This is a genomic window from Noviherbaspirillum sp. FW303-A3 (assembly GCF_058788695.1).
Genome location: NZ_JBYTAZ010000001.1, coordinates 4,552,119 through 4,573,567 on the forward strand (window position 1 = coordinate 4,552,119; position 21,449 = coordinate 4,573,567).

The following is a 21,449-nucleotide window of genomic DNA, read 5'->3' on the forward strand; positions in this document are numbered from 1 at the left end:
CAAAGTCGTTATGGAAATCTTTGGCATTCCTCTGCAAGCAATGTTGAGCCAGCTCCTGCTTGGCCTCGTGAACGGGTCGTTCTACGCGATGCTGTCGCTCGGCCTCGCGGTCATCTTCGGCCTGCTCAACGTCATCAACTTCGCTCACGGCGCGTTGTACATGATGGGCGCGTTCCTGGCCTGGATGGGCTTGAACTATCTCGGCCTCAATTACTGGGTGATGCTGATCGCCGCACCGATCCTGGTCGGCATCTTCGGCATCGTCATCGAAAAAACCATGCTGCGCTGGTTGTACAAGCTGGATCACCTGTACGGCCTGCTGCTGACCTTCGGCATCACGCTGATGCTGGAAGGCCTGTTCCGTTCCTTCTACGGCGTGTCCGGCCAGCCGTATTCGGTGCCGGATGCACTGATGGGCGCAACCAATCTCGGTTTCATGATCCTGCCGAACTACCGTGCATGGGTCGTGGTCGCCTCCATCATCGTCTGCCTCGCCACCTGGTTCGTGATCGAAAAGACCAAGCTTGGCGCCTACCTGCGCGCCGGCACCGAGAATCCGAAACTGGTCGAAGCCTTCGGCATCAACGTCCCGCTGATGGTGACGATGACCTACGGCTTCGGCGTGGCGCTTGCGGCTTTTGCCGGCGTGCTGGCGGCACCGGTGATCCAGGTGTCGCCGCTGATGGGGTCCAACCTGATCATCGTCGTGTTCGCGGTAGTGGTGATCGGCGGCATGGGCTCGATCATGGGATCTATCCTCACCGGCCTCGGGCTGGGCGTGATCGAGGGCTTGACCCGCGTGTTCTATCCGGAGTTGTCGGCCACCGTGGTGTTCATCATCATGGCAATCGTGCTGATGCTGCGTCCGGCCGGCCTGTTCGGCAAAGAGAAATAAAAGGAGCAATAGGATGAATAAGAAAGTCGGATACGCCATTGCACTTGCAGCGGCACTGGTGGCACCGTTTGTGGTTTATCCGGTGTTCCTGATGAAGGTGCTGTGCTTTGCCTTGTTTGCGTGCGCATTCAACCTGCTGATCGGCTTCACCGGTTTGCTCTCGTTCGGCCATGCAGCGTTCTTCGGCGGCGCCGGTTACATCACCGGGCATGCGCTGAGGGTGTGGGGCTTGCCGTTTGAACTGGGCTTGATTGCCGGCGTCATCGTCGCCGCGCTCATCGGCCTGCTAATGGGCAGCCTGGCGATTCGCCGGCAGGGCATCTACTTCACGATGATCACGCTGGCGCTGGCGCAGATGCTGTTCTTCGTCTTCCTGCAGGCACCCTTCACCGGCGGCGAGGATGGCCTGCAGGGCGTGCCGCGCGGCAAGCTGCTCGGCGTGATCGACCTGGCCAGTGACATGACGCTGTACTACGTCGTGCTCGGCATCTTCATCGGTGGTTTTGCGCTGATCGTGCGCACCGTGCATTCACCGTTCGGCCAGGTGCTGAAGGCAGTGAAGGAGAATGAGCCGCGCGCCATTTCCCTCGGCTACGACACCGACAAGTACAAGCTGCTGGCTTTCGTCCTGTCTGGCGCGCTCGCAGGTCTTGCCGGCGCAACCAAGACCGTCGTGCTCGGCTTCGAGACGCTGACCGACGTGCACTGGTCCATGTCCGGCCTGGTCGTACTGATGACGCTGGTTGGCGGCCTCGGTACGCTCTCCGGCCCGATCGTCGGCGCAATCGTGATCATTGCGCTGGAGAACAAGCTCGGCGAACTCGGCAACCTGATCGCCATGCTGACCGGCATCGAGTGGTTCCGTACCATCGGCGAGTCGGTCACGATCGTGACCGGCTTCATCTTCATCGTCTGCGTACTGGCATTCCGCCGCGGCATCGTGGGTGAACTGGTGGAATTCGCCAAAAAAAAGCGTAAGCCGGCACCTGTCGCAGGCCCGGCTCCAGTGATGAAAACCGTGGAGGGGTAACACCATGAAGCCACTTGCCTGGTTGAGGTTGGCAGCAGGATGTTTGGGAACATCTTTCGCCATCTGCACCATGGCGGCGGATGACATCGTCATCGGGCAAGTGGCCCCCCTTTCCGGTGTCCTCGCGGATACCGGAAAGGACATGGTGCTGGGCGTCAAGGTGTACTTCGACTCGGTCAACGACAAGGGTGGGGTGCATGGCCGGAAGATTCTCCATGTCGTCAAGGATGACGGCTACAAGGTCGATGAAACTGTCCGCCTCACCCAGGACGTGATCGAGAAGGATGGCGCGGTCGCGCTGATCGGTTTTGCCGGAACCGGCAACGTCGGCGAGCTGCTCAAGCAGAAGGTTCTGGAGAAGGCAAACATTGCGCTTGTCGCGCCGTACACCGGTGGCGAGATCCTGCGTGCGCCATTCAATCCGCATATCTTCCACATTCGTGCCGGGTATGCGGATGAAGCGGAAGGCATCGTCAACCAATTGGTGGCGCTGAACATGAAGCGTATCGGCGTGATGTACCAGGACGATCCGTTTGGCAAGGCAGGGCTCGCCGGAGTGGAAGCCGCATTGAAGAAGCGCGGGCTCGAGCTCGTCGGCACGGGCGCATACGAGAAGAACACCGACAATGTGGCAGACGCGGTGCAAGCGATTGCCAAGGCGAATCCGCAAGCCGTGGTCATGATCTCGGTGAACAAGAGCACGGCGGCATTCAGCAAGCAGATTCGCGCGGTGTCGACGGTGGCGCAACTGGTGAACATTTCCGTCGTGAATCCGAAGGAAATCGTGCGCATCATCGGCCCGGAAAATGCACGCGGCATCGGCATCGCGCAGGTGATGCCATATCCGTATTCGCCGATGACGTCGATCGTCAAGGAGTATCAGCAGGCGATGAAGAGGTATGCGCCTGGCATCGAGATGTCATACACCAGCTTCGAGGAATTCGTCGGCGCCAAGGTGCTGGTGGAAGGATTGCGCAGGGCAGGACCCAATGCAAGCAGGGAAAAGGTGCTTCGGGCGCTGGAGACGCTGAGTGCGTATGACGTCGGCGGCTTCACCTTGCATTTCTCGCCGACCAACCGGATTGGCTCGCGCTTCGTCGAGATCACGGTGATCGGCAAGGATGGGCGCCTGTTGCGTTGAAAGGAATTGCCGGCGGAGAGAATGACCAGAAGAACGCTCCGCCTTCCGTCGCAAGACGGCAAACAGTTGTTGTTCCCCAGCAGTTTAGGGTTACGTTCGCGTAACCCTTTTTTTTGTGTGTGTCAGATTCCTGACGGGTATGTTTCGGGAACTTCTCCCTCGTGATGCGCCACGGTGCGTTCTAGCGGGCGTACCGCCCTGGTTTCGTCGATGTGGATGACCGCATCGAACTGCCTCGACAGGCTTGCATGGAAGTAGTGACTGACTCGCTCCGACTCAGGCAGATAGACGACGCCAATGGCCCGCTCAAGCCGCTGTTCCTCGAGCAAGGCATGAAGCCGCGGACTGGCGCGCAAGGGCACGATGAAGCGTCTAAGTTCGCTGTCGTGGAATATCCTCTCATAGCTGTCCGGATGGGAGGGGCGGACTATCTTGGTCTCTGCCGGCGCATCCCAGTCGGATGCCGCCGTCACTGTCCCCGTATGCGTGGTGAAGCCGAGCAGGAATGATTCCTTCGTTCCGTACTGTTCACGCACCAGCTGTCCCAGGTTGAGCTGGCCGTGCTCGCCCATTTCGGTCGCGCGCGCATCGCCGAGATGCGAGTTGTGCGCCCACACCACGATCTTGGGGCGTCGTCCCTTCTTCTCGATGATGTGTCCGCGCAATGCCTCCAGCGTTTCCGCCATATGCCGGTCGCGCAGGTTCCAGGACTCGTTTCTTCCCTGGAACATGGCACGGTAATACGCTTCCGCATTCTGGGCCACGCGCGCATTCTGCTGTGCAAAGAAGAACTCGTCCGCACTGCCATGCTCGCCGGCTTCAATCAGGCGCTGGGCATCCGTCGTCATTTCCACCAGCTGGCGGATCACTTCATCCTCGCAATCCTTGCGCATGCCGAAGCTCGCCGCATAGCCATAGCGTTGCGGATCGTCAGCAAGATGATCGAAGCAGGCGTAGCGCGCGCGGGCGCGTCGTGCGGCTTCGGGGTCAACCTGCGATAGGTAGCACACCACCGCGTCCATGGAACCGCGCAAGCTGTACAGGTCAAGGCCGAAGAAACCCATCTTGTCCCGATCATCGGCGCGCTGCATGTTGTGCATGCGCAGCCAGCTCAACAGTTCGACGACATCGGTGTTGCGCCACATCCATTGCGGAAAGCGTTCGAATGCACCCAGGGCGTTGTCGGCTGTCGTGCCGGCCGCTGCCGGGTTTGCCTGGATGAAGCGGCTTGCGCGCAACGCATCCGGCCAGTCGGCTTCGACGGCAATGGCGTCGAAGCCTTTCTCCGATATCAACCGCTTGCTGATTTCCGCCCGAATCCGGTAGAACTCGTGGGTGCCATGTGTCGCCTCTCCCAGCAGGACGATGGACGCGTCGCCAATGCGCTCAATGATCCGGTCAATGCTGCCGTCCGGATCGAGGACCTGTGCTTCCTGCTGGAGCGCATCGATGATGGAACGTGTGGACATGGCTGCTCCTCTGCCTATTGCATTTCGTCCGTGCCGCGCGCCGATAGTTCCGGGAGGATCGGAACTTGATTGGCAGATTGGCACTCAAGCATATGTACAACGATTTACCATAAAGGAGAGCAAGATGCAGAGAATTTCCGATGTCATGACACGCGACGTGATGAGCGTGTCGCCGCAGGAAACCATTCGCCGTGCGGCGCAGATGATGGACGAACTGAATGTGGGGGCCTTGCCCGTGTGCGACGGCCAGAAACTGGTCGGCATGGTGACGGACCGCGATATCGCCGTACGTGGAGTGGCCGCAGGCCAGTCACCCGATAGCGCGCATGTCGAGGACGTGATGAGCGGTTCGGTTCACTGGTGCTTCGACGACCAGACGGTCGATGAAGTGATGCAGCAGATGGGCGACACCCAGATCCGGCGCGTGCCGGTGGTGGATCACGATACGAAGGAGCTGATCGGCATCGTGTCGCTCGGAGACTTGGCGACCAGGCATTCGGCACAGGTGGACCGGACGCTGGAGGAGATTTCATCGCCGTCGCAGCCGGACAGGCCGCATTGAATTCCTGAGCGGGACGCGGTGGCGACAGCAGAAAACAAAAAGGCCAATCCGAAGATTGGCCTAAGTGTTTGATTCTGTTGGTCGGGGCGAGAAGATTCGAACTTCCGACCCCTTGCACCCCATGCAAGTGCGCTACCAGGCTGCGCTACGCCCCGACGAAGGCAAGCATTATAGCAGAGACTTGGCTTTCCGCCATGTTTCAGTCCAGCTTGGCACCCGTGCGGCGGATGATCTCCGACCATTTGCGTGCTTCCTGTGCGATCAGCGCCTTGAATTGCTCGGGAGTGCCACCGGCTGGTTCCAGGCCGGCATTGTTCAGCCGCGCTTTGACATCCTGCAATTTGAGAATGGCGTCGACTTCACGGTTCAAGCGCTGGATGATCTCCGGCGGCGTCCCGGCGGGCACCATGATGCCATTCCATGTCAGCGATTCGAATTTCGGCAGCCCCGATTCCATCACGGTAGGGAGATCGGGCATCAGTGGGAAACGCGACGCACTTGTTACGGCGAGCGCCCGGACTTTCCCCGAGCGCAGGTGCGGCATCACGACCGACGGCACACTGAACAGCATCTGCGTGTCGCCGGTGGCCACGGACAACGCGGCGGGCGGCGCGCCGTTGTACGGGATGTGGACGACGTACACGCCGGCCATGGTCTTGAACAGCTCCATGGTCAGGTGCGACGACGAGCCGTTGCCGACGGACGCATAGTTCAGCTTGCCAGGGCGCGCCTTGGCGTAGGCAACGAGTTCGGAGACAGATTTCACCGGCAGGTTTGCCGGCACCACGAGCACATTCGGCTGGGAACTCGTCTGGATGACCGGCGCGAGGTCCTTTTGCGGGTCATATGGCAGCGTCGTCAGGTACTGGGTATAGGCGAGGGGGCCGTTGTAGGAAATCAGCAGCGTATGGCCGTCCGGCGTGGCTCTTGCCACGTTGCCGCTGGCAATCGTTCCCGAGGCCCCGGGGACGTTCTCGACTACAACGGGTTGCCCGAGCCTTTCCTTCAGCTTGTCGCCTACAGTGCGTGCAATGACGTCGAGCGACGAGCCGCCGGGTGCGGCGACGACGAAGCGGATAGGGCGGTTGGGCCAGGCTTCGGCGAGTGCGGTCAGGCTGGTCAGTGCCAATGCGGTGGCGAGCAACAATCTGCGGAGCGTCATCAGGCTATGCGGAACAGGACAAAAACACGCAGAATAGCACTCGGATAAACAACATTGATACAGCCGACATGCCTATCAAGATCAGCAGTCAGTTCGACTCAGGCGCAATCGACATCGTGCGCGCCGAATCGCCTTCCTCCATCGAGCTCAATATCCGCAAGGATTCGCACGCTGATCTCCTGCAATGGTTCCATTTCCGTCTGCAGGGAGCGCGCGGCGAGCCGTGCGTCATGAAACTCCTGAATGCCGGACAGGCAGTCTTCCCGGGAGGATGGGAAAACTACCGGGCCGTCGCGAGCTATGACCGGAAGACCTGGTTCCGTGTCCCAACGGCTTACGACGGCAAAGTACTCACCATTACTCACACGCCGGAGCGCGACAGCATCTACTACGCCTACTTCGAACCCTACTCCTGGGAGCGGCACCTCGACTTGCTTGGCAAGGTGGAGAATTCGCCGGTTGGGAGGGTGCTGGACATCGGCAGCACCATTGACGGCCGCGACATGAATCTCGCCGTGATCGGAGATCCCTCTGCGCGCAAGAAGGTCTGGATCATCGCCCGCCAGCATCCGGGCGAAACCATGTCGGAATGGTTTGTCGAAGGTATGCTCGATGCATTGCTTGATCGGGCCGACCCGGTTGCGCGGATGGCATTGCAACAGGCCGTTTTCTATATCGTTCCGAATATGTGTCCGGACGGAGCGGTGCGTGGCAACCTGCGCACAAACGCCGCCGGTGCCAACCTGAATCGGGAATGGATGTCTCCATCGCTGGAAAGGAGCCCGGAAGTCTTTGCAGTGCGCAACAAAATCCACGAGACAGGCTGCGACCTGTTTCTTGATATCCATGGCGATGAAAGCCTGCCTTACGTTTTTGTCGCCGGTTGCGAAATGCTGGAGGGGTTTTCGCCGGAGCAGCAAGAAGAGCAGCAGGCCTTCATCGACAGCTTCCGGCAGGCTAGCGCGGACTTCCAGACGGTGCATGGCTATGAAGCGAGCAAATACCGCGAGGACATGCTGCAGCTGGCATCCAAGTACATCGGCCACACCTTCAAGTGCGTGTCCCTGACGCTGGAGATGCCGTTCAAGGACAATGCGGACCTGCAGGATGAGACGCATGGATGGAACGGCGCGCGGAGTGCGAGACTGGGCCGGGCGATCCTGCAGCCTATCCTGCAATCATTGCTGAAGGGTTAATCATGGGCGTAGAAATCGAACGCAAGTTCCTGGTGCGCGGCGACCGCTGGAAGATCCTCGGTCAGGGCGTCCTGTTGCGACAGGGCTATCTCTCATCCTCGCCGGAACGCACGGTACGTGTGCGCATTGAAGGTGATTCGGCAATGCTGACGATCAAAGGGAAGTCTTCCGGGGCGACGCGCAGCGAGTGGGAATATCCGGTTCCCCTGGCCGACGCCCAGGCATTTCTGGACACCTTGTGCGAGCGCCCCATCATTGAAAAGAAACGCTATCGCATTCCTTTCGAAGGCATGGTGTGGGAGGTCGATGAGTTCTTTGGCGAGAATGCGGGCCTGGTCGTCGCGGAAATTGAACTGACAGCCGAGAACCAATCCTTCGCAAGACCGGATTGGATTGCGGAGGAGGTGACTCAGGACCCGCGCTATTTCAACTCCAGCCTGATCCGCAATCCGTATTCCCGCTGGTAGCCGCTTAGTGGAAGTGGCCAGTGCCGGACGGCGCATCCTCCGGCATTTCGGCATGGACCAGTTCCGCGTCGGGATCCGGATAGAGCGGGGCGCCGCAATCGTCGCAGAATTCCATCGGGAAGCGTTCCCCGTGGCGCTTGATGTGCGTGATGCCGCAGCTGCGCAGCAAGGCGATGATTTCTTCCAGCGGCGTACGGAGGTTGGTGTCGAGAATCTCCGGCGTCGTCAGCGATTCGAAAGACGTGACAGCGGCCTCGTCCTCATCTTCCTGGTCGTACAGCGGCCATACCACGCCATAGATCACTTCAGGACTCTGGCGCATCGTGAAGCCGATACGATATTCGTCGACACGTCCACCCACCGGTTCTTCGCTGAAGCTGCCGATGACGGCACGCAGTCCGCCTGGTTCGACGCCGAGGGTATTGGTAAGGTAATGCACGGCAGCCCGGATCGAGGCGGGACGGATCTGCTTGTCCGCTTCGCGGCATGCGACGTAATAGGCCTCGGGCATGAGCAGCTCGACACCGCACCCGGGCAGCAGCGATGCAATATTCGGAGTAGCCTGCGTACGCCACTGTTCCAGTGCCAGTTCGCGTCCCGATGGATGCAGGCTTTCCTGCCAGCCGAAAAGCGGCAGGCCCGCAGGTACAGCCACTGCTGCAAGCAGGTAGCGGGTATCGGCGAGGAAGGGGGCGGTTTCCGGCGCATTGGCCGGCGGGCGTACCTGCGAGCCCTTTACCGCGGCCTGCGCCAGCTTCTGGGCAAGGGCGAAGGTCTCCGCGTGATTGCGTGGCAACTGGTCGATCGCATAAAGAGTAGGCGCCATCGCAAGCCGGACGTCGGATGCGAGGATATGTCCATGCAGATGTGCGCCCAACGTGCGGCGCAGGTCTTCCGAAACACCGCCGGAAGCAATGGAAAAGCGCGTCCACGCGAGAATCGGAATGGCGATCAGCAAGGCGTGGTAATGCACGCCATCATGTTCGACCGCGCAGGATTCGCTCCCGGCTTCGACGGCTTCGAGCAGGATGTCATATGCCGGCAGGTCGGTTCGGAACAGGTGTTCGAGTGCTGCGTCGATGGTTTCCTGGTGCGCGCCTTTCAGGATCTTGTGAATGAGGCCATCGAGCGAATGTTCCCAGATGCGTTCTTCCAGCCGGCTGGAGGCCTGGGCCATCCCTTGCGCGATGGAGACAAGGCGTTGGCTGTCAGCGGACAGTTTGTTGGAAGAGCTTTTGGAGAAACGGCGCATGTTGGAAACAGGAGTGGAGCTGTGGAAACGTATTGTAGTAGATTCGATAATGACCTACCAAAATACACCCATTTGAGCGCCGGGACTTGCTGCGGGTGAAGAAGATTGAGCTTTTACTTCGCCGAAGATCAGTATATGCACAAAAAATAAAAAAGCCGCATGGTCACCCATGCGGCTTGCAATGCAGAAAGTATTACTTCGAGGCAGCGGGCTCGGAAGCGGCTGGAGCTGCCGGAGCAGCGGCCGGGGCAGCCGGTTCGGATGCTGCCGGGGCCGCAGGCGCCGCAGGAGCGGATGCGGCGGGAGCCGAATGGGACTCCGAAGAAGGCAGGCCGTGACCGGCTTCACCTTGCATATCCACCTTGTCGCCGCCTTTCATGATCACGAACAGGGCGAGCAGGGCAAAAGCGATGAAGCCAACGAAAATTTTCCACATGGTTAATGTCTCCGAGTTTTAAAACCTGAAAAAACGCCGGTCTAGCCCGGCGTTTCACTTTCCGCAAGCGTAACGGCGTATCCTTACAGCTTGCTTGCACCCGATTCCCCGTCAAGCGCGAATACGCCCGATGGTATCGGGTGTCGCGATTACGCTGCGAGCAACTGTCGCAACACGAACGGCAGGATGCCGCCATGCTTGTAGTAGTCGACCTCGATCGGCGTGTCGATACGTAGCAGCAGCTTGACGTTTTCCTTCTCGCCGTTTGCACGGGTGATCACCAGAGTCACCTGCTGTTGGGGCTTGATCTCGTCTTCGAGACCGACGAGGTCAAACGTTTCGTTGCCCGTGATGCCCAGCGACTGGACACTGTCGTCGCCCAAGAATTGCAGCGGAAGCACGCCCATGCCAACCAGGTTGGATCGGTGGATGCGCTCGAAGGAACGCGCCACGACCGCCTTCACGCCCAGCAACTGTGTGCCCTTGGCCGCCCAGTCGCGCGACGAACCGGTTCCGTACTCTTCGCCGGCAAACACCATGGTCGGCACGCCGTCGTCGATGTACTTCATCGCGGCGTCGTAGATCGACATCTGTTCACCGCTCGGCTGGTGGATGGTCAGGCCGCCCTCGACGCGCGAGCCGTCTTCTTTCGCCGGGATCATCAGGTTCTTGATGCGCACGTTGGCGAAGGTGCCGCGCATCATCACCTCATGATTGCCGCGGCGCGAGCCATAGGAGTTGAAGTCCGCCTTCATCACGCCGTTCTCCAGCAGCCACTTGCCGGCCGGGCTGGATTCCTTGATGGAGCCGGCAGGGGAGATGTGGTCCGTGGTGATCGAGTCGCCGAACACGCCCAATGCACGGGCACTGCTGATGCCGGCTGCGGCCGCCTTCGGCTGCATGTCGAATTCCTGGAAGAACGGCGGTTCCGCGATATAGGTCGACTTCGGCCAGTTGTAGACTTCGCCCTGGGCCACGCCCTTGATCTGCTCCCACAGCTTGCCCGGCGCCCCCTGGACGTCGGCATAGTTTTCCTTGAAGGTCTTCGCGTTCATGGCGAACTTCATCAGCTTGGCAATCTCGGTAGAGGTCGGCCAGATATCGCCGATGTAAATGTCCTTGCCGCCCTTGCCCTTGCCGACCGGTTCGGTCATCAGGTCCGTGGTTACATTGCCGGCGATCGCGTAGGCAACGACCAGCGGCGGCGAGGCCAGGAAGTTGGAGCGGATGTTCGGATGGATGCGCGCTTCGAAATTGCGATTGCCCGACAGCACGGCGGAAGCCACGATGTCGTTCTTGACGATCGCTTCGTTCAGCTCCGGCGTCAGGTCGCCGGCGTTGCCGATACAGGTCGTGCAGCCGTAGGCCGTCACACCGAAGCCCAGCTTCTCGAGATAGGGCAGCAGGCCGGCGGCTTCCAGGTACTTTGTCACGACACGCGATCCGGGCGCCAGCGAGGTCTTGATGTGCGGAGCGACGGTCAGGCCTGCTTCCACAGCCTTTTTCGCCAGCAGGCCGGCAGCCAGCAGCACGCTCGGGTTGGAGGTGTTCGTGCAGGACGTGATCGCGGCGATCAGCACGTCGCCGTTCTTGACCTTGACGCCGTTGGATGTTTCATACACGGCGTCCAGGTCTTCTGCCTTCTTGTTGAAGCCGTTCTCGGCGACCGGCTTGGCAAACAGCTCGGAGAAGGTCGACTTGACCTTGCCGATCTCGATGCGGTCCTGCGGACGCTTCGGGCCGGCGAGCGACGGGGCAACAGTGCCGAGGTCGAGCGAGACGACGCTGGTGTAGTCGATCTCGCCTTCCATCGGAATGCCGAACAGGTTCTGCGCCTTGAAGTAGCCTTCGAACGCGTCGATTTCCTGCTTGGTACGGCCGGTGCCCTTGAAGTATTCGATCGTGGCTTCGTCAACCGGGAAGAAGCCCATGGTGGCGCCGTATTCCGGCGCCATGTTGGCGATGGTGGCGCGGTCGGTGGTGGACAGCGACCTGGTGCCTTCGCCGAAGAACTCGACGAACTTGCCCACCACCTTGTGCTTGCGCAGCATCTCGGTAATGGTCAGGACCAGGTCGGTCGCGGTCACGCCTTCGCGCAGCGCGCCGGTCAGGTTGACGCCGACCACGTCCGGGGTCAGGAAGTAGACCGGTTGGCCCAGCATGCCGGCTTCCGCCTCGATGCCGCCCACGCCCCAGCCGACCACGCCGATGCCGTTGATCATGGTGGTGTGGGAGTCGGTGCCGACCAGGGTGTCGGGATAGAACACGCCGCCCTTGTTATGCACGCCGCGCGCGAGGTATTCCAGGTTGACCTGGTGCACGATGCCGAAACCCGGCGGAACGACGCCGAAGGTGTCGAATGCCTGCATGCCCCACTTCATGAACTGGTAGCGTTCGTTGTTGCGCTGGAACTCCAGCTTCATGTTCAGGTCGAGTGCCTTCTTTTCGCGGAAGTGGTCGATCTGCACGGAATGGTCGACGACGAGGTCCACCGGCACCAGCGGTTCGATGTTCTTCGGCTTCTTGCCCATCTTGGACGCAACGCCGCGCATGGCGGCCAGGTCGGCGAGGAGAGGAACGCCGGTGAAATCCTGCAATACCACGCGGGCCACGACGAACGGGATCTCGTCCACGCGCGCGGCCGTCGGGCCCCAGTTGGCCAGTTGCTTCACGTGCTCTTCCGTCACTTTCTTGCCGTCGCAGTTGCGCAGCACCGATTCCAGCACGATGCGGATCGATACCGGCAGGCGCGAGATGTTCACGCCAAGCGCCTTTTCAAGAGCCGGGAGGGAGTAAAACTTGCCTTTCTTGGAACCCGAGATCTTGAATTCCTTGAGCGTGTTCAGAGTATTGGTGGACATGGCCTCTCCTTGGGATTATTAGAACTGAACTGCTGACAAATTGAGCACATGGATACGTGCTGGCGGGATGCGCGAGCACCCCGCATCGACCGGTATTGCGTCAGCCCTCCGCCACTTTCTGCGCTGCCTGTTCCGGATTCCTGCACTCGTTGGCAAGCTGCTTGCCCTTTTTCGAGTCAAGCAGCATGCCCTTGGCAGGGATGCCGATCCAGACCAGGCCGTTCTTTGCATTTTCAAAGCGGTGAGCGCCGGTGGTGGTGCTGACACGGTGCATGCGATGCATGCGCTTGTCCCAATGCAGCGCGATCTGCTGGTCGTCTGCCGTATTGGAGTAAATGGTGAGCTTGTTGCCGAGTTCACAATTGAACGCGGTTGCCGTCAGGCCCTTGACGTCCGGCTGGTCGTCATCGTCCTGGGCATCCTTCTTGGCAGCAGACGCCTTCTTCGCCGTTGCTTTCTTCGAAACCTCGTTGGAAGAGGGGGGATTCGCCATTGCTGACGGGATTCCGACGGAAAGTCCGGCGATCAAAAGTGCGAATGCTGTAAATGACTTCATGCTATGTCTCCACTGGGATACGCGCCGGATTGGATGTGTTGTAGGCGTCGTATCTGCTACAAAAAACTCCCTGCTGATTCCGGGACCGGCATACCGCTCGCTTTCGCGCGCTGCAGTATCGCCCAATAGTACCGGTAACTGGCCCGGTCGTGCAGCTTCCCGTTGTATTGTATCGGCCCCCATTGTGTCGCGTACGCCTCGCTGAGGATGGCAGCGGCTTCGCTGACCTCGGAGCTGCGCGGCGCGAGAGCCTTGAGGATGGGTTTGATCTGGTTGGGATGGATGCTCCACATCCGCGTGTAGCCGAATTCGCCGGCGGCGCGGGTGGCATCATTGGCAACGACCGCGGTGTCCTTGATTTCGGTCGTCACGTTATGCGACGGCACCTTGCCGTGCGCGTGGCAAGCAGCGGCTATCTCGAGTTTTGCGCGGGTAACCAGCGGGTGCGTGAACTGGCCGGGGGAGCGCATGGCCGTGCCGGGCACAGCGCCGTAATGGGCGGAGACGAAATCCATGATGCCGAACGACAGGCATTCCACCTGAGGCAGCGCGGCGATGGCATGTACGTCGTGCAATGCGCCGTGAGTTTCGATCAGGACATGGATGGGAAGGTTCTTGCGCCCGTGTTTTTTTGCTTGCACGTTGATCGCGTCGATCGCGCGGACGACATCGGCGAGGGAATTCACCTTCGGGACGGCCACATAGGCGAGGCGCTTGGCCGTGGCCTTCGTGATAACGGTCGTGAGGTCCTGCTCGAAACAGGGATGGGTGATGTCGTGGATGCGTACGCCGATACGATTGAAGCGGTTGTCGTCGCTGGCGATCAACGATGCGACGAGTTTCGCATGTTCTTCTTCGTTACCTGCTGCCGCGCCGTCTTCGCAATCAAGGGTGATATCGAAGACGGGGCCAAGTTCTTGCTGCAAGGCAATCGACTTCTGCATCAGTTTTTCGGAACCGGCATAGTGATCGCAGACCGGAATCGAAACCGGCTTGTGTTTGCCCTGGAATAAGACCTCGGTTGGGTGCATGTGTTGCGTCGTGGGGCTGGGAAGAGGGGAGGACAAACGGCGCGAGGCCGTTTGTCCGGATGTCGAAGTGCTTAGCCGACGAGGTGCTTCACGCCGTCGCGCTCTTCCTGCAGCTCTTTCAGCGTCAGGTTGATGCGCTCTTGCGAGAAGGCATCGACCTGCAGGCCCTGGACGATCTTGTATTCACCGTTCTCGGTCGTGACCGGGAAGCCGAACATGGTGTCCTTCGGAATGCCGTAGGAACCGTCGGACGGGATGCCCATGGTGGTCCACTTGCCGTTGGTGCCGAGGACCCAGTCACGCACGTGGTCGATCGCAGCGTTCGCTGCGGACGCTGCGGAAGACAGGCCGCGTGCTTCGATGATTGCCGCACCGCGCTTGCCGACGGTCGGCAGGTACACGTCCTTGGTCCATGCTTCGTCGTTCACCAGTGCCTTTGCCGGTTGGCCGTCAACGGTAGCGTGGGTGAAGTCGGCGTACATGGTCGGGGAGTGGTTGCCCCAGACGCACAGCTTTTCGATCGAGGTGATCGGCTTGCCAACCTTGGCCGCCAGTTGGGACAGCGCACGGTTGTGGTCCAGGCGCAGCATGGCGGTAAAGTTCTTGGCCGGCAGGTTCGGTGCCGACTTCATGGCGATGTAGGCGTTGGTGTTGGCCGGGTTGCCGACAACCAGAACCTTGACATTGCGCGATGCGACCGCGTCGAGAGCCTTGCCCTGGACGGTGAAGATCTGTGCGTTGGCTTCGAGCAGGTCCTTGCGCTCCATGCCCGGGCCGCGCGGACGTGCACCAACCAGCAGGGCAACGTCGGCATCCTTGAATGCGGTCATCGGATCGCTGTGTGCGGTCATGCCGGCCAGCAGCGGGAATGCGCAGTCGTCGATTTCCATCATCACGCCCTTGAGCGCCTTCTGTGCCTTCTCGTCCGGGATTTCCAGCAATTGCAGGATGACAGGCTGGTCTTTGCCCAGCATATCGCCGTTGGCGATGCGGAACAGCAGGGAATAGCCGATTTGGCCGGCGGCGCCGGTGACGGCAACGCGCATAGGGACTTTAGCCATGATGAATCTCCAAAGTGGGAATGAAAGGGGAAACCGTATGAATTATTCGGCAAGCCTGTAATAATAACGCCGATTCCACGCCTGATCACGGCCGAATCCCTAGCCATGCCGGGGATGGTGCGTCGCAATAACCGGAGCTTCTCACGGGCTTGCATCCTGCAAATATTGCAGCCGAGTGTATGCTTGCATGATCGCTCTGTCAATGCCTATCTTATATCTTATATAAGACATATCAGTTATACATTTTGCTGGACGGCAATCGGGGTTTTGTGGTGAAATCGCTGATTATGAGTTCAGCCCCGACCAACCTGACAACCAATGGTGCGCCAAGCACCGGGGCTGGTCTTTCCGCTTCCGGAGCCTCCCCCACATTCAGTCCCCTTTACCAGCAGATCAAGGCCCTCATTACGCAGAGCCTGCAGTCGGGCGAATGGAAGCCGGGCGAGTTGATCCCGAGCGAAGTGGAACTCGCAAACCGATTCAAAGTCAGCCAGGGAACGGTCCGCAAGGCGATCGACGAACTGGCTGCTGAAAACCTCGTGGTGCGCCGTCAGGGTAAGGGCACCTTTGTTGCGACGCACCATGAGGCGCGTGCGCAATACCGTTTTTTGAGGCTCATGCCGGACGCCGGCGAGCCGCACAATGCCGACAACAAGATCCTTGAGGTCAAGAGACTGAGAGCGCCCGCAGAAGTTGCGCGCCTGCTGGATATCAAGTCGGGTGATTCCGTCATTTTCATCAAGCGCGTGCAGTCGTTCGACGGCGCGCCGACCATCGTCGAAGAGCTCTGGCTCCCGGGTGCGATTTTCAAGGGCCTGACGGCTGAGCGCCTGGTCGAGTACAAGGGGCCGATGTACGGATTGTTCGAAACTGAATTCGGCACGCGCATGATCCGCGCGACCGAAAAGATCCGCGCAGTCAGCGCAGACGAGGGTACGGCCGAGTTACTGAATGTCGAGAAGCAAACGCCCCTGCTCAGCGTCGAGCGTGTGTCCTTCACTTATGGCGACAAGCCGGTGGAGGTGCGCAGGGGGCTTTACTTGACTGATCGACATCACTATCAGAACGAACTGAGTTGAGATTGATGTTTCAGCTGATTTAAGCAATACCGGATAGCCACTCTTGACAAGTGGAAATTGTGCTTTCCGCGAAGGTTGCTATTGGTGTGATGCACAAAATCGGCGAAAATTACGGGATTTTCAAGCCCTGGGAGGTAATGTCATGTCCGAAGCCGTGAACAAAAACCGGCGCAAATACGGCGTAATGAGCTTTGCTCAGACCGTCCATTACCGGCTGCCGTTGGCCGGTATCGTATCGATCCTGCATCGCGTCAGCGGCATGCTGATGTTCCTGCTGATCCCCTTCGTTCTGTTTCTGCTCGACAAGAGCCTGACTTCAGAAATCTCCTTCGAATACTTCAAGGGATTCACCTCCCACTGGTTCGTCAAGCTGGTCATCCTTGCGCTGGTCTGGGCCTACCTGCATCACTTCAGCGCCGGCGTGCGCCACCTGTTCATGGACCTGCACATCGGCCTGGACAAGGATAGCGGTCGCAAGTCCGCCGTTGCCGTGTTCGCCGTCAGCCTGCCGCTGACGCTGCTGGTTGCATTGAAATTGTTCGGAGCTTTCTAACATGGCAAATAATAATATCGGACCGAAGCGCCTCGTCGTCGGCGCGCATTACGGCGTCCGCGATTGGCTGGCCCAGCGCCTGACTGCAATCGTGATGGCGGTGTACACGGTCATTCTGCTGGTGGCATTTCTGACGGGTAGCAACTTCTCCTACGAAGGCTGGGCGGGTCTCTTCGCGCATCAGTGGTTCAAGATCGCGACCTTCGTGACTTTCCTTTCGCTGCTTTACCACGCCTGGGTCGGTATGCGTGACGTCTGGATGGACTATGTGACCGCTTCTGTCGGTCTGCGTCTCGTATTTCACGTCGCCACCATCCTGTGGCTGGTCGGTTGCGCTGGCTGGGCCGCGCAGATTATCTGGAGAATGTAATCGTGGCAGCAATCAAGCAAAAACTTCCCGTCCGCCGTTTTGATGCGGTCATCGTCGGTGCCGGCGGTTCCGGCATGCGCGCTTCCCTGCAACTGGCAGAAGCGGGCCTCAACGTAGCAGTCCTTTCCAAGGTTTTCCCGACCCGTTCGCACACCGTTGCTGCGCAGGGCGGCATCGGCGCCTCCCTCGGCAACATGTCCGAGGACAACTGGTACTGGCACATGTTCGACACCGTCAAGGGTTCGGATTATCTCGGTGATCAGGACGCCATCGAATTCATGTGCCGCGAAGCACCGAAGGTCGTGTACGAACTCGAACACTTCGGCATGCCGTTCGACCGCAATCCGGATGGCACGATTTACCAGCGTCCGTTCGGCGGCCACACCGCCAACTTCGGCGAAAAGCCGGTACAACGCGCTTGCGCTGCCGCTGACCGTACCGGCCACGCACTGCTGCACACACTGTACCAGCGCAACGTGCGCGCCAAGACCCACTTCTTCGTCGAGTGGATGGCAATCGACCTGATCCGCGACCAGGATGGCGACGTGCTCGGCGTCGTCGCGCTGGAAATGGAAACCGGCGACGTGATGATCCTCGAAGCGAAGACCACTCTGTTCGCCACCGGCGGTGCAGGCCGCATCTTCGCTGCATCGACCAATGCCTTCATCAACACCGGCGATGGCATGGGCATGGCTGCACGTGCGGGCCTGCCGCTGCAGGACATGGAGTTCTGGCAGTTCCACCCGACCGGCGTGTCCGGCGCAGGCGTGCTGATTACCGAAGGCGTGCGCGGCGAGGGCGGTATCCTGATCAACGCCAACGGCGAGCGCTTCATGGAGCGCTATGCGCCGACGCTGAAGGATCTGGCTCCGCGTGACTTCGTGTCCCGTTCGATGGACCAGGAAATCAAGGAAGGCCGCGGCTGTGGCCCGAACAAGGATCACGTTCTGCTGGATCTGCGTCACATCGGCGCCGACACCATCAAGAAACGCCTGCCGTCGATTCTCGAAATCGGTCACAAATTCGCCAACGTCGATGCGACCAAGGAACCGATCCCGGTCGTCCCGACCATCCACTACCAGATGGGCGGCATCCCGACCAACATCAACGGCCAGGTCGTCGCACCGAAGAACGGCATCCCGAACGAAGTTGTCAACGGCATGTACGCCATCGGCGAGTGCGCCTGCGTTTCCGTGCACGGTGCAAACCGCCTCGGCACCAACTCTCTGCTCGACCTCGTCGTGTTCGGCCGCGCTGCCGGCAACCACATCGTCGCGCAGAACCTCAAGCAGAAGAGCCACAAGGCACTGCCGGCAGACGCTGCCGACCGTGCGATGGAACGCCTCGCCCGCCTTGAAACCAGCACCGGTTCCGAGCGCGTCCAGGACGTCGCCAACGCGATCCGCTCCACGATGCAACAGTACTGCGGCGTGTTCCGTACCGACGAACTGCTGCAAACCGGCGTCCAGAAGATCGTCGAGCTGGACGAGCGCCGCAAGCACGTTTCGTTCAAGGACAAGTCGAAGGTATTCAACACCGCGCGCGTCGAAGCGCTCGAGCTGGACAACCTCATCGAAACCGCCAAGGCAACCATCATCTCGGCAGCCGCCCGCAAGGAATCCCGCGGCGCGCACGCTCACCGCGACTACGAAAAGCGCGACGACGAGAACTGGATGAAGCACACGCTGTGGTTCTCCGAAGGCAACCGCCTCGACTACAAGCCGGTCAACACCAAGCCGCTGACCGTTGAAACCTTCAAGCCCAAGGCACGTACTTTCTAAGGTAAGAACATGGCACGTACTCTGAAATTTCAAATCTACCGTTACGATCCGGACAAGGACGAAAAGCCCTACATGCAGGATCTGACGGTGACCTTGCAGGACACGGACAAGATGCTGCTGGACGCGCTCCAGCGCATCAAGGCCGACGTGGACGATTCGCTCGCGCTGCGCCGCTCCTGCCGTGAAGGCGTGTGCGGTTCCGACGCGATGAACATCAACGGCAAGAACGGTCTCGCTTGCACCACCAACCTGAACGAGCTGACCGAACCGATCGTGCTGCGGCCGCTGCCCGGCCTGCCGGTCATCCGTGACCTGATCGTCGACATGACCCAGTTCTTCAAGCAGTACCACTCGATCAAGCCGTACTTGATCAACGACACCATTCCGCCGGAGAAAGAGCGTCTGCAATCCCCGGCTGAACGTGAAGAGCTGGACGGCGTCTACGAATGTATTTTGTGCGCATGCTGCTCGACGTCCTGCCCGTCGTTCTGGTGGAATCCGGACAAGTTCGTCGGCCCGGCCGGCCTGCTGCAGGCTTACCGCTTCATCGCCGACAGCCGTGACCAGGCAACCAGCGAGCGCCTGGACAACCTGGAAGACCCGTACCGCCTGTTCCGTTGCCACACGATCATGAACTGCGTCGACGTTTGCCCGAAGGGCCTGAACCCGACGCGCGCGATCGGCAAGATCAAGGAATTGATGGTTCGCCGCGCAGTGTAAGTGTCAAGAAAGGGCGGAAGCGCATACTGCTTCCGCCTTATTTCATGAGCCTTCCGGATCATCCTTCCGGAGGGTTCCTGAAATAGAACGAATGAGGAATTATGTCTGTCAATCATCAAGCTGACCCGGTAAAGCGAGCCCGTTTGCGTTGGAGGGCACGTCGCGGTCTGCTCGAAAACGATCTGATCATCACGCGTTTTCTCGATGCGCATGAAGCCACTTTGACGGATGAAGAAGTGGATGCGTTTTCGCGGTTGATGGAACTTGCCGACAACGAACTGATGGACTTGCTGCTGGCTCGCAAGGAACCGTCCGGCGATGCTGACCTGCCGCATGTGCATGCGCTCCTTGCGCGTCTGCGTGCAGCCTGACACTGGTACTACCCCGGTTTTTGTAATTCGGTTTTTTTTGCAATCGACTCACCCCTCCTCACTAGAAGGAAGAGACATGACCAACTCTGATACCAAAGCAACCCTGTCGTTCTCCGACGGTTCTCCGTCGCTGGACCTCCCGATCTACAAGGGCACCATCGGCCCGGACGTCATCGACATCCGCAAGCTCTATGGCGCTACGGGCAAGTTCACGTATGACCCCGGCTTCATGTCGACCGCAGCCTGCAACTCGTCGATCACCTACATCGACGGCGACAAGGGTGAGTTGCTGTATCGCGGCTACCCGATCGAACAGCTCGCAGTCAACTGCGACTTCCTCGAAACCTGCTACCTGCTGCTGAACGGCGAACTGCCGAACGCCGCACAGAAGCAGAAGTTCGTCAGCACCGTGACCAACCACACGATGGTGCACGAGCAGATGCAATTCTTCTTCCGCGGCTTCCGTCGCGATGCGCACCCGATGTCGGTGCTGGTCGGCACCGTCGGCGCGCTGTCGTCGTTCTACCACGACTCGCTCGACATCAACGATCCGCATCACCGTGAAGTGTCGGCCATCCGCCTGATCGCCAAGCTGCCGACGCTGGTCGCCATGTCGTACAAGTATTCCGTCGGCCAGCCGTTCGTGTATCCGCGCAACGACCTGTCCTACAGCGCCAACTTCATGCGCATGATGTTCTCGACCCCGTGCGAAGAGTACAAGGTCAATGACGTCCTGGTCCGCGCACTCGACCGCATCCTGATCCTGCACGCAGACCACGAGCAGAACGCCTCGACCTCCACGGTTCGTCTGGCAGGTTCTTCCGGTGCAAACCCGTTCGCCTGTATCGCTGCCGGTATCGCCTGCCTCTGGGGCCCGGCGCACGGCGGCGCGAACGAAGCTGCGCTGCAGATGCTGGAAGATATCCAGCGTGACGGCGGCGTCGAGCGCATTGGCGAATTCATCGCCAAGGTCAAGGACAAGAACTCCAATGTCAAACTGATGGGCTTCGGTCACCGCGTCTACAAGAACTACGACCCGCGTGCGAAGCTGATGCGCGAAACCTGCCACGAAGTGCTGAACGAACTGGGCCTGCACGACGACCCGCTGTTCAAGCTGGCGATGGCGCTCGAGAAGATCGCCCTGGAAGACGATTACTTCGTCCAGCGCAAGCTCTACCCGAACGTCGACTTCTACTCCGGTATCGTCCAGCGCGCACTGGGCATCCCGGTCTCCCTGTTTACCGGTATCTTCGCGATGGCTCGTACCGTCGGCTGGATCGCCCAGTGGAACGAGATGATCTCCGATCCGGAACAGAAGATCGGCCGTCCGCGCCAGCTGTTCGTCGGCTCGCCGAAGCGCGATGTGCCGCCGATGGCCAAGCGTGGCTGATCGATGTGTATCTTGAGGGAAGGCTGGTAGCCCCTCTTGAGGACAAAATAAAACCCGCAGGAACCG

At 59.9% G+C, this 21,449-nt stretch carries 21 protein-coding genes and 1 tRNA gene; 13 read left to right on the plus strand and 9 right to left on the minus strand.

Annotation, left to right across the window (positions count from 1 at the left end; all coding sequences use genetic code 11):
• Positions 1–10 precede the first annotated feature (10 nt).
• Genes AC3WOY_RS21790 through AC3WOY_RS21800 form a run of 3 tightly spaced genes read left to right on the plus strand, consistent with a single transcriptional unit; the run spans position 11 to position 3,066 of the window.
• Positions 11–895, plus strand: a complete 885-nt coding sequence (locus tag AC3WOY_RS21790; RefSeq protein ID WP_492427577.1) for a branched-chain amino acid ABC transporter permease — start codon at positions 11–13, stop codon at positions 893–895.
• 13 nt (positions 896–908) lie between these two features.
• Positions 909–1,925, plus strand: a complete 1,017-nt coding sequence (locus AC3WOY_RS21795) for a branched-chain amino acid ABC transporter permease (RefSeq protein WP_492427579.1) — start codon at positions 909–911, stop codon at positions 1,923–1,925.
• A gap of 43 nt (positions 1,926–1,968) precedes the next feature.
• Positions 1,969–3,066 (plus strand): ABC transporter substrate-binding protein, encoded by a 1,098-nt coding sequence (locus AC3WOY_RS21800; RefSeq protein WP_492427581.1) that lies wholly within the window; start codon positions 1,969–1,971, stop codon positions 3,064–3,066.
• Positions 3,067–3,188: 122 nt separating this feature from the next.
• On the opposite strand, the gene AC3WOY_RS21805 is transcribed toward AC3WOY_RS21800, so the two are convergent.
• Positions 3,189–4,535 (minus strand): erythromycin esterase family protein, encoded by a 1,347-nt coding sequence (locus tag AC3WOY_RS21805; protein WP_492427583.1) that lies wholly within the window; start codon positions 4,533–4,535, stop codon positions 3,189–3,191.
• Between the two features lie 124 nt (positions 4,536–4,659).
• On the opposite strand from AC3WOY_RS21805, the gene AC3WOY_RS21810 reads away from it, so the two are divergent.
• Positions 4,660–5,097, plus strand: coding sequence for a CBS domain-containing protein (locus AC3WOY_RS21810; RefSeq protein WP_492427585.1), 438 nt, complete (start codon positions 4,660–4,662; stop codon positions 5,095–5,097).
• 78 nt (positions 5,098–5,175) lie between these two features.
• Here the strand turns inward: AC3WOY_RS21810 and AC3WOY_RS21815 are convergent.
• Together AC3WOY_RS21815 and AC3WOY_RS21820 are read right to left on the minus strand one after the other, a co-directional pair.
• Positions 5,176–5,252: transfer RNA gene (locus tag AC3WOY_RS21815), tRNA-Pro, on the minus strand.
• Between the two features lie 44 nt (positions 5,253–5,296).
• Complete coding sequence (locus AC3WOY_RS21820) at positions 5,297–6,259, minus strand: Bug family tripartite tricarboxylate transporter substrate binding protein (RefSeq protein WP_492427587.1); 963 nt, start codon at positions 6,257–6,259, stop codon at positions 5,297–5,299.
• 68 nt (positions 6,260–6,327) lie between these two features.
• Here AC3WOY_RS21820 and AC3WOY_RS21825 point away from each other — a divergent pair, with 68 nt between their 5' ends.
• On the plus strand, positions 6,328–7,455 hold the full coding sequence (locus AC3WOY_RS21825) for a M14 family metallopeptidase (protein ID WP_492427589.1): 1,128 nt from the start codon (positions 6,328–6,330) through the stop codon (positions 7,453–7,455).
• Positions 7,456–7,457: 2 nt separating this feature from the next.
• Positions 7,458–7,922, plus strand: a complete 465-nt coding sequence (locus AC3WOY_RS21830; RefSeq protein WP_492427591.1) for a CYTH domain-containing protein — start codon at positions 7,458–7,460, stop codon at positions 7,920–7,922.
• A 4-nt stretch (positions 7,923–7,926) separates the two neighbouring features.
• On the opposite strand, the gene AC3WOY_RS21835 is transcribed toward AC3WOY_RS21830, so the two are convergent.
• From AC3WOY_RS21835 to AC3WOY_RS21860, 6 genes are all read right to left on the minus strand, one after another.
• Positions 7,927–9,174 carry a DUF2863 family protein gene (locus AC3WOY_RS21835; protein ID WP_492427593.1) on the minus strand — a complete coding sequence of 416 codons (1,248 nt, stop codon included), beginning with the start codon at positions 9,172–9,174 and terminating at the stop codon, positions 7,927–7,929.
• A gap of 193 nt (positions 9,175–9,367) precedes the next feature.
• Complete coding sequence (locus tag AC3WOY_RS21840) at positions 9,368–9,610, minus strand: hypothetical protein (RefSeq protein ID WP_492427595.1); 243 nt, start codon at positions 9,608–9,610, stop codon at positions 9,368–9,370.
• A gap of 149 nt (positions 9,611–9,759) precedes the next feature.
• Positions 9,760–12,471, minus strand: a complete 2,712-nt coding sequence (gene acnA / locus AC3WOY_RS21845) for an aconitate hydratase AcnA (protein ID WP_492427597.1) — start codon at positions 12,469–12,471, stop codon at positions 9,760–9,762.
• A 100-nt stretch (positions 12,472–12,571) separates the two neighbouring features.
• Positions 12,572–13,027, minus strand: coding sequence for a hypothetical protein (locus AC3WOY_RS21850; RefSeq protein WP_492427599.1), 456 nt, complete (start codon positions 13,025–13,027; stop codon positions 12,572–12,574).
• Positions 13,028–13,083: 56 nt separating this feature from the next.
• Positions 13,084–14,058, minus strand: a complete 975-nt coding sequence (locus tag AC3WOY_RS21855) for an HpcH/HpaI aldolase/citrate lyase family protein (RefSeq protein ID WP_492427601.1) — start codon at positions 14,056–14,058, stop codon at positions 13,084–13,086.
• Between the two features lie 71 nt (positions 14,059–14,129).
• The gene (locus tag AC3WOY_RS21860; protein WP_492427603.1) at positions 14,130–15,119 is read right to left on the minus strand and encodes a malate dehydrogenase; all 990 of its coding nucleotides are present in this window, start codon (positions 15,117–15,119) and stop codon (positions 14,130–14,132) included.
• A 287-nt stretch (positions 15,120–15,406) separates the two neighbouring features.
• Here AC3WOY_RS21860 and AC3WOY_RS21865 point away from each other — a divergent pair, with 287 nt between their 5' ends.
• The 7 genes from AC3WOY_RS21865 to gltA all read left to right on the plus strand — a co-directional run bounded on the left by AC3WOY_RS21865 (position 15,407) and on the right by gltA (position 21,383).
• A complete protein-coding gene (locus tag AC3WOY_RS21865) occupies positions 15,407–16,198 on the plus strand; it encodes a GntR family transcriptional regulator (protein WP_492429381.1) in 792 nt (263 codons plus the stop codon).
• Between the two features lie 142 nt (positions 16,199–16,340).
• Positions 16,341–16,751: a succinate dehydrogenase, cytochrome b556 subunit gene (sdhC, locus tag AC3WOY_RS21870; protein ID WP_492427605.1), complete on the plus strand. Its 411-nt coding sequence runs from the start codon at positions 16,341–16,343 to the stop codon at positions 16,749–16,751.
• Position 16,752: 1 nt separating this feature from the next.
• Positions 16,753–17,121: a succinate dehydrogenase, hydrophobic membrane anchor protein gene (gene sdhD, locus AC3WOY_RS21875; RefSeq protein WP_492427607.1), complete on the plus strand. Its 369-nt coding sequence runs from the start codon at positions 16,753–16,755 to the stop codon at positions 17,119–17,121.
• Between the two features lie 2 nt (positions 17,122–17,123).
• On the plus strand, positions 17,124–18,902 hold the full coding sequence (gene sdhA / locus AC3WOY_RS21880; protein ID WP_492427609.1) for a succinate dehydrogenase flavoprotein subunit: 1,779 nt from the start codon (positions 17,124–17,126) through the stop codon (positions 18,900–18,902).
• Between the two features lie 9 nt (positions 18,903–18,911).
• Entirely contained in the window at positions 18,912–19,622 is a 711-nt protein-coding gene (locus AC3WOY_RS21885) for a succinate dehydrogenase iron-sulfur subunit (RefSeq protein ID WP_492427611.1), read from the plus strand.
• 101 nt (positions 19,623–19,723) lie between these two features.
• Positions 19,724–19,993 (plus strand): FAD assembly factor SdhE, encoded by a 270-nt coding sequence (locus tag AC3WOY_RS21890; RefSeq protein WP_492427613.1) that lies wholly within the window; start codon positions 19,724–19,726, stop codon positions 19,991–19,993.
• A 76-nt stretch (positions 19,994–20,069) separates the two neighbouring features.
• Entirely contained in the window at positions 20,070–21,383 is a 1,314-nt protein-coding gene (gene gltA, locus AC3WOY_RS21895) for a citrate synthase (RefSeq protein WP_492427615.1), read from the plus strand.
• Positions 21,384–21,449 lie beyond the last annotated feature (66 nt).

Coding starts and splice junctions, on each gene's coding strand:
- AC3WOY_RS21820 (WP_492427587.1), bottom strand. CDS start 6,259: ATGACGCTCCGCAGATTGTTGCTCGCCACCGCATTGGCACTGACCAGC.
- AC3WOY_RS21865 (WP_492429381.1), top strand. CDS start 15,407: ATGAGTTCAGCCCCGACCAACCTGACAACCAATGGTGCGCCAAGCACC.
- AC3WOY_RS21795 (WP_492427579.1), top strand. CDS start 909: ATGAATAAGAAAGTCGGATACGCCATTGCACTTGCAGCGGCACTGGTG.
- sdhC (WP_492427605.1), top strand. CDS start 16,341: ATGTCCGAAGCCGTGAACAAAAACCGGCGCAAATACGGCGTAATGAGC.
- AC3WOY_RS21790 (WP_492427577.1), top strand. CDS start 11: ATGGAAATCTTTGGCATTCCTCTGCAAGCAATGTTGAGCCAGCTCCTG.
- AC3WOY_RS21830 (WP_492427591.1), top strand. CDS start 7,458: ATGGGCGTAGAAATCGAACGCAAGTTCCTGGTGCGCGGCGACCGCTGG.
- AC3WOY_RS21805 (WP_492427583.1), bottom strand. CDS start 4,535: ATGTCCACACGTTCCATCATCGATGCGCTCCAGCAGGAAGCACAGGTC.
- AC3WOY_RS21860 (WP_492427603.1), bottom strand. CDS start 15,119: ATGGCTAAAGTCCCTATGCGCGTTGCCGTCACCGGCGCCGCCGGCCAA.
- AC3WOY_RS21855 (WP_492427601.1), bottom strand. CDS start 14,058: ATGCACCCAACCGAGGTCTTATTCCAGGGCAAACACAAGCCGGTTTCG.
- AC3WOY_RS21890 (WP_492427613.1), top strand. CDS start 19,724: ATGTCTGTCAATCATCAAGCTGACCCGGTAAAGCGAGCCCGTTTGCGT.
- AC3WOY_RS21885 (WP_492427611.1), top strand. CDS start 18,912: ATGGCACGTACTCTGAAATTTCAAATCTACCGTTACGATCCGGACAAG.
- AC3WOY_RS21810 (WP_492427585.1), top strand. CDS start 4,660: ATGCAGAGAATTTCCGATGTCATGACACGCGACGTGATGAGCGTGTCG.
- acnA (WP_492427597.1), bottom strand. CDS start 12,471: ATGTCCACCAATACTCTGAACACGCTCAAGGAATTCAAGATCTCGGGT.
- AC3WOY_RS21850 (WP_492427599.1), bottom strand. CDS start 13,027: ATGAAGTCATTTACAGCATTCGCACTTTTGATCGCCGGACTTTCCGTC.
- AC3WOY_RS21840 (WP_492427595.1), bottom strand. CDS start 9,610: ATGTGGAAAATTTTCGTTGGCTTCATCGCTTTTGCCCTGCTCGCCCTG.
- AC3WOY_RS21825 (WP_492427589.1), top strand. CDS start 6,328: ATGCCTATCAAGATCAGCAGTCAGTTCGACTCAGGCGCAATCGACATC.
- AC3WOY_RS21835 (WP_492427593.1), bottom strand. CDS start 9,174: ATGCGCCGTTTCTCCAAAAGCTCTTCCAACAAACTGTCCGCTGACAGC.
- sdhD (WP_492427607.1), top strand. CDS start 16,753: ATGGCAAATAATAATATCGGACCGAAGCGCCTCGTCGTCGGCGCGCAT.
- gltA (WP_492427615.1), top strand. CDS start 20,070: ATGACCAACTCTGATACCAAAGCAACCCTGTCGTTCTCCGACGGTTCT.